Origin of the sequence: Achromobacter sp. JD417 (assembly GCF_041879325.1) — a bacterium.
In the GTDB taxonomy this organism is placed as follows: Bacteria; Pseudomonadota; Gammaproteobacteria; order Burkholderiales; family Burkholderiaceae_B; genus Achromobacter; species Achromobacter mucicolens.
Genome location: NZ_CP087159.1, coordinates 2100898 through 2113365 on the forward strand (window position 1 = coordinate 2100898; position 12468 = coordinate 2113365).

17 protein-coding genes are annotated in these 12468 nt (G+C 64.0%); 12 read left to right on the forward strand and 5 right to left on the reverse strand.

What is annotated here, in order from left to right:
- The first annotated feature begins 193 nt into the window (after positions 1-193).
- The gene (locus LN047_RS09615; protein WP_373981602.1) at positions 194-628 is read left to right on the forward strand and encodes a GNAT family acetyltransferase; all 435 of its coding nucleotides are present in this window, start codon (positions 194-196) and stop codon (positions 626-628) included.
- A gap of 104 nt (positions 629-732) precedes the next feature.
- Here the strand turns inward: LN047_RS09615 and LN047_RS09620 are convergent, their stop codons facing one another.
- Positions 733-1686: a succinylglutamate desuccinylase/aspartoacylase family protein gene (locus LN047_RS09620; protein WP_056315919.1), complete on the reverse strand. Its 954-nt coding sequence runs from the start codon at positions 1684-1686 to the stop codon at positions 733-735.
- A 330-nt stretch (positions 1687-2016) separates the two neighbouring features.
- Here LN047_RS09620 and LN047_RS09625 point away from each other — a divergent pair, with 330 nt between their 5' ends.
- Positions 2017-2196 (forward strand): hypothetical protein, encoded by a 180-nt coding sequence (locus tag LN047_RS09625; RefSeq protein WP_227741207.1) that lies wholly within the window; start codon positions 2017-2019, stop codon positions 2194-2196.
- A gap of 100 nt (positions 2197-2296) precedes the next feature.
- Positions 2297-2893: a YSC84-related protein gene (locus tag LN047_RS09630; protein WP_062841872.1), complete on the forward strand. Its 597-nt coding sequence runs from the start codon at positions 2297-2299 to the stop codon at positions 2891-2893.
- Positions 2894-2991: 98 nt separating this feature from the next.
- On the opposite strand, the gene LN047_RS09635 is transcribed toward LN047_RS09630, so the two are convergent.
- Positions 2992-3225 carry a hypothetical protein gene (locus tag LN047_RS09635; protein WP_056315928.1) on the reverse strand — a complete coding sequence of 78 codons (234 nt, stop codon included), beginning with the start codon at positions 3223-3225 and terminating at the stop codon, positions 2992-2994.
- A 125-nt stretch (positions 3226-3350) separates the two neighbouring features.
- Complete coding sequence (locus tag LN047_RS09640) at positions 3351-3821, reverse strand: Lrp/AsnC family transcriptional regulator (protein ID WP_006226939.1); 471 nt, start codon at positions 3819-3821, stop codon at positions 3351-3353.
- A 160-nt stretch (positions 3822-3981) separates the two neighbouring features.
- Between LN047_RS09640 and LN047_RS09645 the strand changes: the two genes are divergently transcribed.
- The 6 genes from LN047_RS09645 (at position 3982) to LN047_RS09670 (ending at position 8105) form a co-directional block, all read left to right on the forward strand.
- Positions 3982-4890 (forward strand): DMT family transporter, encoded by a 909-nt coding sequence (locus tag LN047_RS09645; RefSeq protein ID WP_373981603.1) that lies wholly within the window; start codon positions 3982-3984, stop codon positions 4888-4890.
- 63 nt (positions 4891-4953) lie between these two features.
- Entirely contained in the window at positions 4954-5700 is a 747-nt protein-coding gene (locus LN047_RS09650) for a sulfite exporter TauE/SafE family protein (RefSeq protein WP_373981604.1), read from the forward strand.
- 71 nt (positions 5701-5771) lie between these two features.
- Positions 5772-5996 carry a hypothetical protein gene (locus tag LN047_RS09655; RefSeq protein WP_056315937.1) on the forward strand — a complete coding sequence of 75 codons (225 nt, stop codon included), beginning with the start codon at positions 5772-5774 and terminating at the stop codon, positions 5994-5996.
- A gap of 326 nt (positions 5997-6322) precedes the next feature.
- Complete coding sequence (locus LN047_RS09660) at positions 6323-6535, forward strand: hypothetical protein (protein ID WP_006218759.1); 213 nt, start codon at positions 6323-6325, stop codon at positions 6533-6535.
- 147 nt (positions 6536-6682) lie between these two features.
- Positions 6683-7789 carry an AGE family epimerase/isomerase gene (locus tag LN047_RS09665; RefSeq protein WP_373981605.1) on the forward strand — a complete coding sequence of 369 codons (1107 nt, stop codon included), beginning with the start codon at positions 6683-6685 and terminating at the stop codon, positions 7787-7789.
- A 100-nt stretch (positions 7790-7889) separates the two neighbouring features.
- A complete protein-coding gene (locus LN047_RS09670) occupies positions 7890-8105 on the forward strand; it encodes a hypothetical protein (RefSeq protein WP_006388022.1) in 216 nt (71 codons plus the stop codon).
- 98 nt (positions 8106-8203) lie between these two features.
- Here LN047_RS09670 and LN047_RS09675 read toward each other — a convergent pair whose 3' ends face one another.
- On the reverse strand, positions 8204-9139 hold the full coding sequence (locus LN047_RS09675) for a LysR substrate-binding domain-containing protein (RefSeq protein WP_373981606.1): 936 nt from the start codon (positions 9137-9139) through the stop codon (positions 8204-8206).
- A 105-nt stretch (positions 9140-9244) separates the two neighbouring features.
- Between LN047_RS09675 and LN047_RS09680 the strand changes: the two genes are divergently transcribed.
- From LN047_RS09680 to LN047_RS09690, 3 genes are all read left to right on the forward strand, one after another.
- On the forward strand, positions 9245-10234 hold the full coding sequence (locus LN047_RS09680; protein WP_373981607.1) for a Bug family tripartite tricarboxylate transporter substrate binding protein: 990 nt from the start codon (positions 9245-9247) through the stop codon (positions 10232-10234).
- 3 nt (positions 10235-10237) lie between these two features.
- Positions 10238-11116 carry an N-formylglutamate amidohydrolase gene (locus LN047_RS09685; RefSeq protein WP_373981608.1) on the forward strand — a complete coding sequence of 293 codons (879 nt, stop codon included), beginning with the start codon at positions 10238-10240 and terminating at the stop codon, positions 11114-11116.
- A 121-nt stretch (positions 11117-11237) separates the two neighbouring features.
- A complete protein-coding gene (locus LN047_RS09690) occupies positions 11238-11546 on the forward strand; it encodes a hypothetical protein (RefSeq protein WP_217617833.1) in 309 nt (102 codons plus the stop codon).
- Positions 11547-11562: 16 nt separating this feature from the next.
- On the opposite strand, the gene LN047_RS09695 is transcribed toward LN047_RS09690, so the two are convergent.
- The gene (locus LN047_RS09695; protein ID WP_062841866.1) at positions 11563-12405 is read right to left on the reverse strand and encodes a LysR family transcriptional regulator; all 843 of its coding nucleotides are present in this window, start codon (positions 12403-12405) and stop codon (positions 11563-11565) included.
- Positions 12406-12468 lie beyond the last annotated feature (63 nt).

The following is a 12468-nucleotide window of genomic DNA, read 5'->3' on the forward strand; positions in this document are numbered from 1 at the left end:
CGCTGCCGCATCGCGCGCAGATTTCCGACGAATCACTCGACGTCTCCGTTGAGTGGCTAGCCGTGTTCGGGCGCCGGTTATGCGGCGCTTATCCCAGAAGGCCACGATACCCCTCGTGGCCTTTTTTGTTTGATTGCGTTTTGCATCCGGGGCGTATCGCAAGCCTTCGTTCTTTCATCACAAGGAATGAAGCATGTCTCAGCAAGACCTCGCCATCCGGCCGTTTCAGGCATCCGACGAAACCGCGCTGATCGCGTTGTGGCAAGCCTGCGGTCTGACACGGCCGTGGAACGATCCGCGCAAGGACATCGCGCGCAAGTTGACGGTGCAGTCCGATCTCTTTCTGGTGGGTGAATGGGATGGCGCCATTGTCGCGACGGTGATGGGCGGCTACGACGGCCATCGTGGCTGGATCAATTATCTGGCCGTTTCGCCCCTGCATAGGCGGCGCCACTTCGCCTCGGCGCTGATGAGGGCGGTCGAGCGCAAGCTGCTTGAGATGGGGTGCCCGAAGATCAATCTGCTGATCCGTTCCGAGAACGTCGCGGTGAAGCGCTTCTACGACAGCCTGGGCTTTCAGGAGGATGCGGTGATCAGCATGGGCAAGCGCCTGATTCCGGATCTTTGAGGATTCGGCGGGCATCAGGCGCAAGGCGCTTGATGCCCGGTATGCGCGGCGAGCCGGGCGCATGCGTGCGGCGCCCGCGTCGCTTGGTCACGCGATGTCAGGCGTCAGATCGCCTGCGTCAGATACACGGCTTCGCGGCCCACGATGGGCATGCGCGTGGGCATGAAGATCGTGCAGGCATCGCACGGGGAGCGGATTTCTTCCGTGCCATTCATGGCAATCAGTTCGCCCTTGTCGAAGGTCTCAAAGCCAATCACCGGACGCGTGAAGGTGAAGTCCTCGGACTTCACCATGTGGACCTCCAGCAGGCGATAGCGCTGCGGGGTGGGCGGGGCTGGCGTGCCGGCCGGCGTGTCGATGAGGCCCAGATGCGCGAGAAAGCGCAAGGTCACGTCGGTGGCGAGTTCGGCCGCAGAACGCGAAAAATGCTGGCCGCATTCGACAACGAGCGCACCGCCACTGTCGGACAGCGGGTCGCCATGATGGCCGTAGCCCATGACCCCGGTGCCCGGAAACTTGTCTTGCGGCATGACCAGGTGCACCTGCGGCGAGCCGACTGCAGCGGCCAGCGCGGTGTTGCGGTCCATCTCGTTGTAGACCCAGAAGGGTTGCACCGGGGCGCGCGTGGAATGGATGTCCAGCACGAAGTCGGCGGCGTCCAGGACAGGGCGCATCTCGCGGGCGCGGCGCAGTTCCGGGCTGTCTTCCGCACCGTCCAGCATGGCGGCCGACCAGATGCGGTTCAGGTTGTGCACGAGCTGGCGGTTGTCGTAAGGTCTGTCGATGTCGAAAGCCTCGTAGGCCTCGACGTGCGCAAAGCTGACCGTCAAGGTGCCGATCTTCGGGCGCACGCCGGTGTCCAGCAGATGGGTGGCGGCCACCATGCCACAGATCTCGTTGCCGTGCGTGATGGCGTTGATGAGCACATGCGGCCCGGGCTTGCCGGAGTCGAAGCGATGAACGTAGGGGATGCCGGTGTTGCCCTCGCGATAGGCGGACAGGTCTCGCGGCAAGACTTCCAGCGGAGCGGTATCAGGTTCGAAGACGGGTTTGTTCATGGGGTCGATGGCAGGTTTGAATGTGAGCCGGTAGGGGCAATCAATTACGCGCAGCGCAGTGGCCTGACATTATGCGCCGGTTCGCCAATTCGGCGATGAGGGCAAAAATGCGGGTTTTTAGCGCCGATTTTTTCAACTTCAAGATGCCTTCGCACTAGGCGAATTAGTACTGTTTTACCCCTTAAAAACTCTGCTTTCCAAGCCTTTTTGTTTGGTGCATATTGCGGCCCGTTAGTCGGAATTCAGAGGTGCAGCATGAGCGGGTGGCCAGAGCGTCATATCAACGGTTTTCAAGTGCAGTGTGAAGTGGTGGACTTGGAAACCGGGGTTTTGGCTATCGAAATCATGGTCCGTCGGCAGGGCAACGAGGCCGCCGCGCAGCGCTGGTCGCTGCCCCGTTTCGTCACCTTCAACGATCCTGCCGCCGCGCGGCGTCATGCCGAGCTGGTGCTCTCGGGCATCCGGACCGTTGACGAGTTCACCGGCGAACCCCGATACGGAATTCTCTAGCGCTCGCTAGTGTTTTGTTTCGTTTATCACATTCATGTGTCTTGTCGGACGTGGAATGCCCGGTACAGTTGTTCATGCATGACAACAAAAGGAGAGTTCCATGTTTGACGCTTATCCCGTTCTGCGCCGCACCGGCATGGCGATTGCAATCGGCGCCGCCGGCGTTCTGTTTGCAGGCTGTACCACGACCACGCCTTCCAAGTCTCCGGCCGCTTCGACGGCAGAGCAGCGGCAATCGATGAACAGCGCGGCCAATGCCACGCTCGCCAAGCTGTATGAAGCCGCTCCCCAGTCCAAGGACCTGGTTGCGCGCGCCAAGGGCGTGCTGGTGTTCCCCGACGTGTTGAGCGGCAGCTTCATTGTCGGCGCCGAGCATGGCAAGGGCGTGCTGCGCGTGAACGGCGCGAATGCCGGCTACTACAGCACGACGGCGGGCTCGATCGGCTTCCAGGCCGGCGCGCAATCGAAGGCGATGATCCTGCTCTTCATGACGGATGACGCCTTGAACAAGTTCCGCAACAGCAGCGGCTGGACCGTTGGCGCGGACGCCACGGTGGCGGTGGTCAATATCGGCGCCAATGGCCGCATCGACACCAACACGGCCCAGCAGCCGGTCGTGGGCTTCGTCATGAACAATGGCGGTCTGATGGCTGGCGTGTCGCTCGCGGGCACCAAGATCTCGAAGCTGGATCGCTGATCGCGCAAGCGCCCAGTCAAAACGCCGCGGCATCAAGCCGCGGCGTTTTGTTTTGCTGCGGAGCAAGGTGGATTTGCTCCGCAGCCTTTGCCGGCCGGTCAGCCGATCACGTCATCGCTGTTTTTGAGGACGGCGGTTTCGCGATCGATTTCGGCTTGCTCGATGGCGGGGTCCAGACCGCGCCAGCGAAGGATGTGGCCGCGCTCTTCTTCGGGCTCCCAGCCCAGCATGCCGTAGCGCGTGATTTCAGTTTCGCCGGAGGCGAACTCCACTTCGAAGTAACCCTGACGATCGGGTAGCGTGTTGCCGGGGAACCAGTCGGTTTCGGGCATGGTGTGCTCCTTGCTAAGCGATGGGAGGGATGCTGGCGCCGGAATGAACGAAACGGCGCCATGCAATTTGATTGTGGGCTTGCCGCCGCAATCCCGCAAGCGCTCGATGGATACCAGATGCGGCGTCAGGCCAGCGGCACGGCGGTGGTGTAGAGCACCTGCTTCAACGCAAAGCTGGACCGGATGCTTGCCACCCCGGGAATGCGCGTGATGTGTTCGACGATCAGCCGTTCCAGCGCATCGACGTCGGGCACGAGCGCGCGGATCAGGTAGTCGGCGTCGCCCGACATCAGGTAGCACTCCATGATTTCGGGCAGCACCGCGATCTCGCGTTCGAACACATCCAGCGCGGCCTTGCGTTGCTTGTCGAGCGAGATCTGAATGAAGACGTTCACCTTCAGGCCCAGCTTGCGCGCGTTCAAGAGCGTGACGCGGCGGTCGATGAGTCCTTCGGTTTCCAGTCGCCGCACTCTCGCCAGGCAAGGCGAGGCGGACAGATTCACGCGGGCGGCAAGTTCCACATTGGTGAGCCTGGCGTCGCGCTGCAATTCGTTCAGGATGCGGATGTCGGTGGCATCCAGGTTGATTTCCGGCATAAGTCACCTCAAGACGGCGGTTTTACGGTGCATGTGTGCCGAGTATGCCGGCAAACGACGCATAAAGCGGTCAAAAATGCTGGGGTTTACCCTATAGACTGTTCCGTTCTTCGGCCATTTGGCCGGAATGCAGAATATTCAGCGGCAGAGCAGGGTAGTGATGAGTCAGCAAGGCAGTCTTCGCAGGTTTCTCCCGCTTGCGGGTGCGGTCGCCATCTGGGGAGGGAATTGGCCCGTGATGAAACTGGGGCTGGCCCACATGAGCCCGTTGTGGCTGGCTGCCAGCCGGTTCGGATCCGCCGCGCTCATCAGCGTGCTGGTGCTGGCCCTGCTGGGTCGCCTGCGTTTGCCGACACGCCAGGAATGGCCGCTGGTCGCGGGTGTGGCCTTGCTGCAGATGGGCGCCTTCACCGCCCTCGCGCTGTGGGCGTTGCAGTATGTGGCGCCTGGACGCGCGTCGGTCATTGCCTATGCGACGTCCATCTGGGTGATCCCGCTGTCGTCGCTGATCCTGAAAGAGCGCCTGTCGATGGGCCAATGGCTGGCGACGGCGCTGAGCTACGCAGGCATCGGCGTCATCGTGGCGCCCGCGTTCAGCCCGTGGCAGGCGCACACCGTCATCGGTCTGGTGATGCTGCTTGGCGCATCGTTCGCATGGGCCTGCAACATCATCCAGCTGCGCGCCAATCGCCACGTTCGCCTGGGCGCCGACATGATTCCCTGGCAGACCGCATTGGCCACGATACCGCTGGCCGCGCTGGCCTGGATGCGTGACGGCGCGCCGACCTTTCTGGCCGATGCGCAAGCCTGGCCGCTGATCCTCTACACCGGACCGCTTGCCACTGCGCTGACGTTCATTGTCGTGCTGAGCATGACGCAGAAGCTGCCGCCGGCCGCGACGTCCATTGCGATGCTGTGCGTGCCGGTGATCGGGCTGATCGTGTCGTCCGTCGTGTTCCACGAACGCATCTCGCCGGACCTGGCGCTTGGGCTTGCGCTGATCGCGGCCAGCGTGGCGGCCTCGGCGCTGGCCGCGCGCCTGCGGCCGTTGGCGCTGCGACCTTCATAGAAGGCTCTAGAATGGCGTGCGCCGGAAATGGTGCCGGCACGTCATGCGGAACGCGCAGCGGATATGGACTCGTTATATGTAGTGGTCGTGGTGGGCGCCATGGCCGCGGGCTTCGTGCAAGGCTTGTCCGGCTTTGGTTTCGGCATGGTGGCCATGTCGTTCTGGGCCTGGACCGTGGACCCGCGGCTGGCTGCGGCGATGGCGGTGTTTGGCGCGTTGACCGGACAGTTGCTGGCGGCTTTTACCGTGCGCCGGGGCTTTGCCACCGCGCATCTGCTGCCATTCATCGCCGGCGGATTGCTGGGCATTCCGCTAGGCGTGAAAGTGCTGCCGCATCTGGATCCGACGGTGTTCAAGGCCTTCATCGGCGGGCTGCTCGCGATCTGGTGCCCGATCATGCTGTTTGCCGCGCGCATCCCGCGCATCACGGTAGGCGGCAAAGTTGCCGATGGCGTCGCGGGCGCGATTGGCGGGGTCATGGGCGGGCTGGGCGGGTTCACCGGGGTGATTCCGACGTTGTGGTGCACCTTGCGCGGCTTTGACCGCGACGTGCAGCGCGCGGTGATCCAGAACTTCAACTTGTCGATGCTGATGGTGACGATGGCCAGTTATGTGCTGACTGGCGTGGTCACACGCGACATGCTGCCCCTCTTTGCGCTGATCGTGCCGGCAATGCTGGTGCCGACACTCTTGGGCACGCGCGTGTATGTCGGCATCAGCGACGTGGCGTTCCGCCGCGTCGTACTGGGCCTGTTGACGGTTTCGGGCGTTGCGTTGCTGGCGTCGTCGGTGCCGCGTCTGCTTGGCTGACCATTGGCTGACACGTGCCGGACGGGCTTGACGGCCATGCTATCGTAGACAAATTCACGAGAGAACCACGCATGGCATTGCATCGTTTCGAAAAGGGCGAACTGGGACATTGGCTGCGCGTCGTGGCCGACAACAACGAGCCCGGCGCAGTCCAGACCGACGTGCCCGCAAACGTCGCGCAAGCGCTTGAGACATTGCGCTGCATTCAGGCCGGCGCAGACGGCCGCTGGGTCATCACCGACAAGGGCAGGCTCTCGCTACGCATGGAAGAGCCGGGCGCCATCCATTTGCGTTAGGCCATTTGCGGTCGTCGCACATTTGCGGCAATCGCCGGCTACGCACCATGCCAGCGTTCGCGTGCCCAAGGGGGCAACGAACTTACCGCATGGTTGCGAATGTTTTCGCAGTATTTCGTGCGCCTCGCCGCCGCCCCTGTGCTGTCCGGCATATCCTGAGACGGAATGTGCGAATTGACATCTTTCCGTCGTATCCGGCCCAGCGTCTCGCCAGTAAGATGAACTTTGCGTGACGTTTGAAGGTCTATTGTCTTGCGCGGGAAATTTTGTCCTGTTGCACGTCACGCGTGGTTCGCGCGTTTAGGTAACCGACTGGGAGGTAGCACATGCAGCATCGTGACCAGGAAGTACTGATCGACGTTTCCACAGCGGCCATGGACACCGGCGGATATGGCGTATTGCTGACGGTTACGGCTGAGGGCGGCACCGAAGTGGATGCCGCGTTTTCCCACTTGGGCAACTGCGCTTCGTTGGACGAAGCTCGTGATCGCGCGGAAATCTTCGCGCAAAACTGGGTAGAGGAAAATATCTTCCGATAGGGCTTGCACCCTGGACGGAGCTGATCGGCACGACCGGTCTGTGTGTGCATGAGCACGTGGCGGATTCCTACGAGATGGCGACGACGATTTCGGTTATCGTTGCTGCTCCAAAACCTGGGGCCCTCGTCGGGTTTGCGCCGTTCCAAGATGACTGCCGCACAGACCAATTCCTTTCTTGCGGATGATATCCGCGCGCTGCGGGCGCATTTTGATTCTGTCGTGTTGCCCATGTGGTTGGACCGCGGCTTCAACGACGCGCTCGGACTGCCTTACGAATCCTTGGACGCCGCCAGCGGTGAACCGCTGCCCGTGACGCGTTATCGCGCCATGGCGTGCGCGCGCCAGCTTTATGTTTTTGCGCAGGCGCCCGGAGACGCGGCCGCGCAGCACGCTGATCGCCTCTTCGACTCCCTGCGTCGAGTTTTTCAGGACGAGCATGGCGGTTGGCGCTATAGCGTCGACGCGCAGGCTCGGCCGCTGGACGATACCCAGGACCTGTACACGCACGCGTTCATCGTATTGGCCGCGTCGGCGTATTTCCAGCGCAGCCGCAATGCGCACGCGCGCAAGCTGATGCTGGCCACGGCGCGCACGATCGAGGCGCGTTTCAAGACCACGGATTCGCTGTACCACGCGGCGCTGAGCGCGGACTTTTCCCAACCTTTGAAGCCGCCGGCGCAAAACCCCATGATGCACCTGACCGAAGCCTATCTGGCGGCGGCGCAGGTTGCCGAACCGGCGGGGTTTGCGCAGCACCTGCGCGAGCTTGCGCAAGGCGTCAGCCAGTTCTTCGTTCACGCGCCCACGCAATGCGTATCCGAGGCGTTGCAGGGCAGCGCAGGCAACCGGCTGGAGCCGGGTCATCAATTCGAATGGCTGTCCCTCGTGCACGAATCGGCGCAGGTGTTCGAAGGCCTGGATCTCGCTGAAACATTGCCGCGCGCCGTGCAATGGTCACGCGCCCATGGCGTGGATGCCGCGGGGGTGATCGCGTCGCTGGATGAATCGGGGGCCGTGGCGGACGATACGCGCCGGATCTGGGCGCAGACGGAATACCTGAGGGTCTTGGCCGTGATGGGCGATCTGCCGGCCCTGCAAACGGCCCTGTCAAGCTTTCGCGAGCGGTTTCTGCATCCGGGCGGCTGGCACGAATGCCTGGATGCGAAGGGCAACGTGACGCGGGCCGACATGCCGTCGACCTCGCCTTATCACTTGGCGACCTGCCTGACCGCGTTACAAAACGTTGTATCCTAATCACGTTAACAATTTTTATTCCCAGGTTGAGGGCGAAGTAATAGAAAGACATTGGTGAAATCCCTTACAATTTGCTAACACTGTTTGTGGGGAAGCATCAATGAGCGTTATGTGCTTGGCTTGCCAACGCATTAATCCAGGCCTTGCCGGTGTTGCGCCGCATTCGCACCTGGGACATCAAGGATTTACCAACCCAACGCAGAAGGGCCGGGAGGAAAGCCGCGAAGACCACTTCCGCTGCCTGAATTGCGGCGCGAAATGGCTGCGCGAGACCGACAAGTGGGGCGTGGACCTGGGCTTCAAGCTCGCGCCCTGACCGGATCCGCCGGCAACTCGTACGACACGGGCCCCGTTATGGGGCCCGTTGCTTTTGGTTGCATGCGCGGGCATTCCCCGCACGATGGCGCTTGAAGCTCAGGCGGGAGCGCTGGCCGCCATGACGTCAGGATCCAGGCTGGCGGTTTCCAGCAGCCATTGGCGGAAACACGCCAGGGCGTAGTGATCGCGCCGCTGCGCGGGCGCGCAGAGGTGGTAGCCGCGGTCGATACGGATGGCCAGTTCCGGGAAGGGGGCGGCGACGCGGCCAGCCTGCAGTTCGTCTCGGACCAGGCAGCGTTGCAACACAGCGATGCCCATGTCGGCCATGACCGCACGGATCAGGATCGATACCTGATCGAACCCGTTCGACAACGTGACGCTGGCGCGAGGCACGCCGGCCGCGGCGAACCATTGGGCCCAGTTTTCCCGGCCATTGGTGTGATACAGCAGGGGCTCGCCCAACAAGCCCTGCGGCGTGCTCCACAGGCTCTTGGCCTGGCGTGCCGCCAGACGCCCGGGGTGGCAGATCACGACCATTTCGCGGCCGATGACGTAGTCCGCGTGCCAGCCCGGCCACTGGTCTGGTGTGCCCGACAGAATGCTCGCATCCGGCGTGGCGCCGGAGAAGTCTTCGTTGCGGCGGTAGGCCGAGAATCCGAGCTGGATGTCCGGGTGGCGCTGGTGGAAGTCCGGCAGACGCGGCACGAGCCACGCGCTGGCCAGCGTGGGCACCGAGGATAGGGTCAGGCGCAGCCGGCGGTCGTCAGCGCGCAATTCCGTGCTGAGCGCTTCAATCGCATGCAGGGGCGCCTGTGCGCCGTCGTACAGCTTGCGGCCGGTCTCGGTCAGCGTGAGGCCGTGGGCATTGCGGTGCATGAGCGGCTGGCCGAAGTGCGCCTCAAGGCGCGAGATGGCGCGGCTGACGGCGCCCTGGGTCACGCACAGCACCTCTGCTGCCTGGGTGAAGCTGCCCAGCCGGGCCGCGGTCACGAAGGCATGCAGCTCGGACATCGAGGGCGAATGCAGGCGCATCTAGCATGACCTTTGGTAATGAAGGAGTGCAATATAGTCGTTTGAAAGGGGATCGTAAAGTTTGGACACTGGCGGCCTTCAGCACGACAACCCAGGAGTCGCCTCATGTCCCGCCGTCTTTTTGGCCGGTCCGCGCGCTTTGCGCTCGCCGGCATGTTTGCCACGTTGTCCTTTGCCGGCATGTCGCATGCCGCCGACTATCCCGCTCGTCCGATCAAGCTGGTGGTGCCGTTTGCCGCGGGCGGGTCGACCGACATCGTGGCGCGGCTTGTAGCCGAGTACGCGGGCCGCGACCTGAAGCAGACCATCGTCGTCGAGAACAAGGCGGGCGCCGGCGGATCGCTGGGCATGGAACAGGTGGCCCGGTCCACGCCGGACGGCTACACGATCGGCATGGCGACCATGAGCACGCACGGGTCGAATCCGGCCGTGTTCCGCAAGATGAACTACGACCCGGTCAAGGATTTCGTGCCGGTGGCCAACGTGCTGGCCGTGCCCAGCATCTTTGCGATCAACCCCAATGTCCCGGCCAAGAACATGGCCGAATTCGTCGCGCTGGCCAAGGGCGCGCCCGAACGCTACAGCTTCGCGTCGCCGGGCGTGGGCTCGCTGGGGCACGTGAACATCGAGAATTTCATGATGCTGTCCGGCATCAAGCTGCTGCACGTGCCGTACCGGGGCGCGGGGCCGGCGTTGAACGATGTGATGGGCGGGCAGGTGGACGCGATCACGGACAACCTGTCGTCGACGCTGCCGCAGGTGCTGGGCGGCAAGCTGCGTCCGCTGGCAGTGCTGGGCGCCGAGCGCTCGCCGCTGCTGCCCGACGTGCCCACCTACATCGAGCTGGGCTATCCCGACATGGGCACCGGCGGCTGGTTCGGCCTGGTCGCGCCGGCCGGCACGCCGCAGGCCGTGGTGGAGCGTCTGAACAAGGCCGTCCGCGCCGCGATGGAAGATCCGGAATTCCGCAAGAAGGCCGAAGACGTGGGTGATACGCTGATGCCCACGACGCCGCAAGAATTCCAGGTGCAGATCGACCAGGCCCTGGCCCGCTACGCAAAAGTGGCCAAGACCGCCAACATCCAGGCTGATTGAACGATGACGACCGCCGACTTCCCCGCTGTTTCCGTGCATGAACCCACCGGGCCCGCGTTGCCGCTGGTCTGTGATTCGCCGCATAGCGGCGAGCGCTATCCCGATGACTTCGGCGCCTCGGCCACGCTGGCGCAATTGCGCCAGGGCGAGGACACGCACGTGGACGCGTTGTGGTCGGCGGCGCCCGCGCTGGGCGCGACGCTGGTCGCGGCCAATTTTCCGCGCGTCTACATCGACCCGAACCGCACCTTGCAGGATCTGGATCCGGAGCTGCTGGCCGAGCCCTGGCCCGAGCCGCTGGACCCCGGCGAAAAGACGCGGCTGGGCAAGGGTCTGATCTGGCGCCGCATGGACAAGGCCACGCCGATCTACGACCGCAAGCTGACGCTGGCGCAGGTGCGGCATCGCATCCAGGCGTACTACGAGCCTTATCACGCGGCCTTGGCCACGGCGATCCGGCACGTCCACGAGCGCTTCGGCGCGGTATGGCACCTGAATCTGCATTCGATGCCGAACGACGCCTATGAGCGGCTGGGACGCCAGAGCGAACATCCGCTTGCCGACTTCGTGCTGGGCGACCGCGACGGCACGACGTGCGAGCCGGAGTTCATTGCGCTGATCGAGACGGCGCTGCGCGACAAGGGCTACACGGTGGCGCGCAACGACCCGTACAAGGGCGTGCAGCTGATCGCGCAGATTGGCCAGCCCGCGCTGAACCGGCACAGCCTGCAGGTTGAGATCCGCCGTCCGCTCTACATGGACGAAGCCACGCGGGAACGCAACGCGGGTTTTGACGCGTTGCGCGCGGATCTGTCGCATGTGCTGGAACAGGTGGCGGCCTATGTGCGCGTGCGCGCGCAAGCGGTCTCGTCGACAAAATAGAGTCGTTTGAATAACCGGCGTGCAGGGCGGAATCCCGCGCCGGTCCCGGCTTAAGTTTTCTTGGGGCAAGCCGTTGTGAACGTGTCGGCGCACCCGGTCGATCGCGCCCAAGGAAACCGCAATGTCCGAGAAGATCATCGATGGATTTTCAGTGGTCGCCTATGCGACCCAGCCCGAGGGGCGCATCCCCGCGCGCGCGTTTCTGGAGACGCGGCGCCTGCCCGTGAAGGCCGCCGAAGCGCCTGCGCCTGCCGATGACGCCGGGCCCGGCGCCGAAGCGGCTGCGCCCGAGCCGGAGAGCCAGGCCTTCGAGATATTCCTTTCGCGGCGCTTTCGCAGCACGATCGAGGCCATGTCGGCGGCGCGCAATGCGCTGGACCGGGTGAAGTCCGTGGATGCGGACGGCGTGCCGGACCCGTTGCCCGAGTAGGGCGCCGTCAGGCGGGTCAGGTCAGGGTGCTGCGCATGAGGATGTCGATCAGCGCGCGGGTGGGTTTGCCCGGCGCCGGGGCCGAGATCACGATGAATTCCACCGGCGGCAACGCGGGCAGGTTGGCCGCGCCCGCGGGCGCCGACAGGCCGGCGGTGGACAGGTGCGAGGGTTGGACGGTGATGCCCAATCCCGCGCGCGCGGCCGCCTGGCAGCCTGCGTAGCTGGTGCTGGTGCAGACGATTTGCCAGCTTCGTCCGGCGCGCGCCAGCGCGTCCAGCGTCAGCGTGCGTGTGACGCTGGGTTCGCGCAGCAGGATCAGCGGAAGCGGTTCGTCGGACACGATCCGCAAGCCTTCCTTGGCGCGCCACAGCAGCGCCTCTTTGTGCAGCGTCTGGCCGCGGCGGTCGCCACGCCGGCGCTTGCCGATCATCACATCCAGGCGGTTGTCGTCCAGCAGCTTGTAGAGCTCGCTGGTGACGCCGATGGTCAGGTCCAGCTCCACTTCGGGATGCGCAAGCCGGAACGCCGCCAGCACGTCGGGTAGGGGACCCATCGCCAGATCGTCCGAGGTGCCGAGCCGGATCCGGCCGCGCAGCCGTGGCGCATCGAACAGGCGTTCGGCTTTTTCGTGGGCGGCCAGGATGATTTCGGCATGCACGAGCAGGCTGCGGCCATCGCTGGTCAGGGCGAGCGAATGCGTGTCGCGCTGGAACAGCCGGCGATTCACGGCCGATTCGAGCTGCCGGATGTGTTCGCTGACGGTGGGCTGAGTCAGGCCCAGCCGGCGGGCGGCCTCGGTGAAGCTTGGCGCGCCGGCGGCGGCCGCGAAGGTCTTGAGCCACAGGGGATTGAGCATGGGCGCGGTCTGGTCATAGGAAATGCCGATGACAGTTAAAGTACCCAGTGGCCTTCACGATGG

Coding starts and splice junctions, on each gene's coding strand:
- LN047_RS09615 (WP_373981602.1), top strand. CDS start 194: ATGTCTCAGCAAGACCTCGCCATCCGGCCGTTTCAGGCATCCGACGAA.
- LN047_RS09620 (WP_056315919.1), bottom strand. CDS start 1,686: ATGAACAAACCCGTCTTCGAACCTGATACCGCTCCGCTGGAAGTCTTG.
- LN047_RS09630 (WP_062841872.1), top strand. CDS start 2,297: ATGTTTGACGCTTATCCCGTTCTGCGCCGCACCGGCATGGCGATTGCA.
- LN047_RS09635 (WP_056315928.1), bottom strand. CDS start 3,225: ATGCCCGAAACCGACTGGTTCCCCGGCAACACGCTACCCGATCGTCAG.
- LN047_RS09640 (WP_006226939.1), bottom strand. CDS start 3,821: ATGCCGGAAATCAACCTGGATGCCACCGACATCCGCATCCTGAACGAA.
- LN047_RS09645 (WP_373981603.1), top strand. CDS start 3,982: ATGAGTCAGCAAGGCAGTCTTCGCAGGTTTCTCCCGCTTGCGGGTGCG.
- LN047_RS09650 (WP_373981604.1), top strand. CDS start 4,954: ATGGACTCGTTATATGTAGTGGTCGTGGTGGGCGCCATGGCCGCGGGC.
- LN047_RS09655 (WP_056315937.1), top strand. CDS start 5,772: ATGGCATTGCATCGTTTCGAAAAGGGCGAACTGGGACATTGGCTGCGC.
- LN047_RS09660 (WP_006218759.1), top strand. CDS start 6,323: ATGCAGCATCGTGACCAGGAAGTACTGATCGACGTTTCCACAGCGGCC.
- LN047_RS09665 (WP_373981605.1), top strand. CDS start 6,683: ATGACTGCCGCACAGACCAATTCCTTTCTTGCGGATGATATCCGCGCG.
- LN047_RS09670 (WP_006388022.1), top strand. CDS start 7,890: ATGAGCGTTATGTGCTTGGCTTGCCAACGCATTAATCCAGGCCTTGCC.
- LN047_RS09675 (WP_373981606.1), bottom strand. CDS start 9,139: ATGCGCCTGCATTCGCCCTCGATGTCCGAGCTGCATGCCTTCGTGACC.
- LN047_RS09680 (WP_373981607.1), top strand. CDS start 9,245: ATGTCCCGCCGTCTTTTTGGCCGGTCCGCGCGCTTTGCGCTCGCCGGC.
- LN047_RS09685 (WP_373981608.1), top strand. CDS start 10,238: ATGACGACCGCCGACTTCCCCGCTGTTTCCGTGCATGAACCCACCGGG.
- LN047_RS09690 (WP_217617833.1), top strand. CDS start 11,238: ATGTCCGAGAAGATCATCGATGGATTTTCAGTGGTCGCCTATGCGACC.
- LN047_RS09695 (WP_062841866.1), bottom strand. CDS start 12,405: ATGCTCAATCCCCTGTGGCTCAAGACCTTCGCGGCCGCCGCCGGCGCG.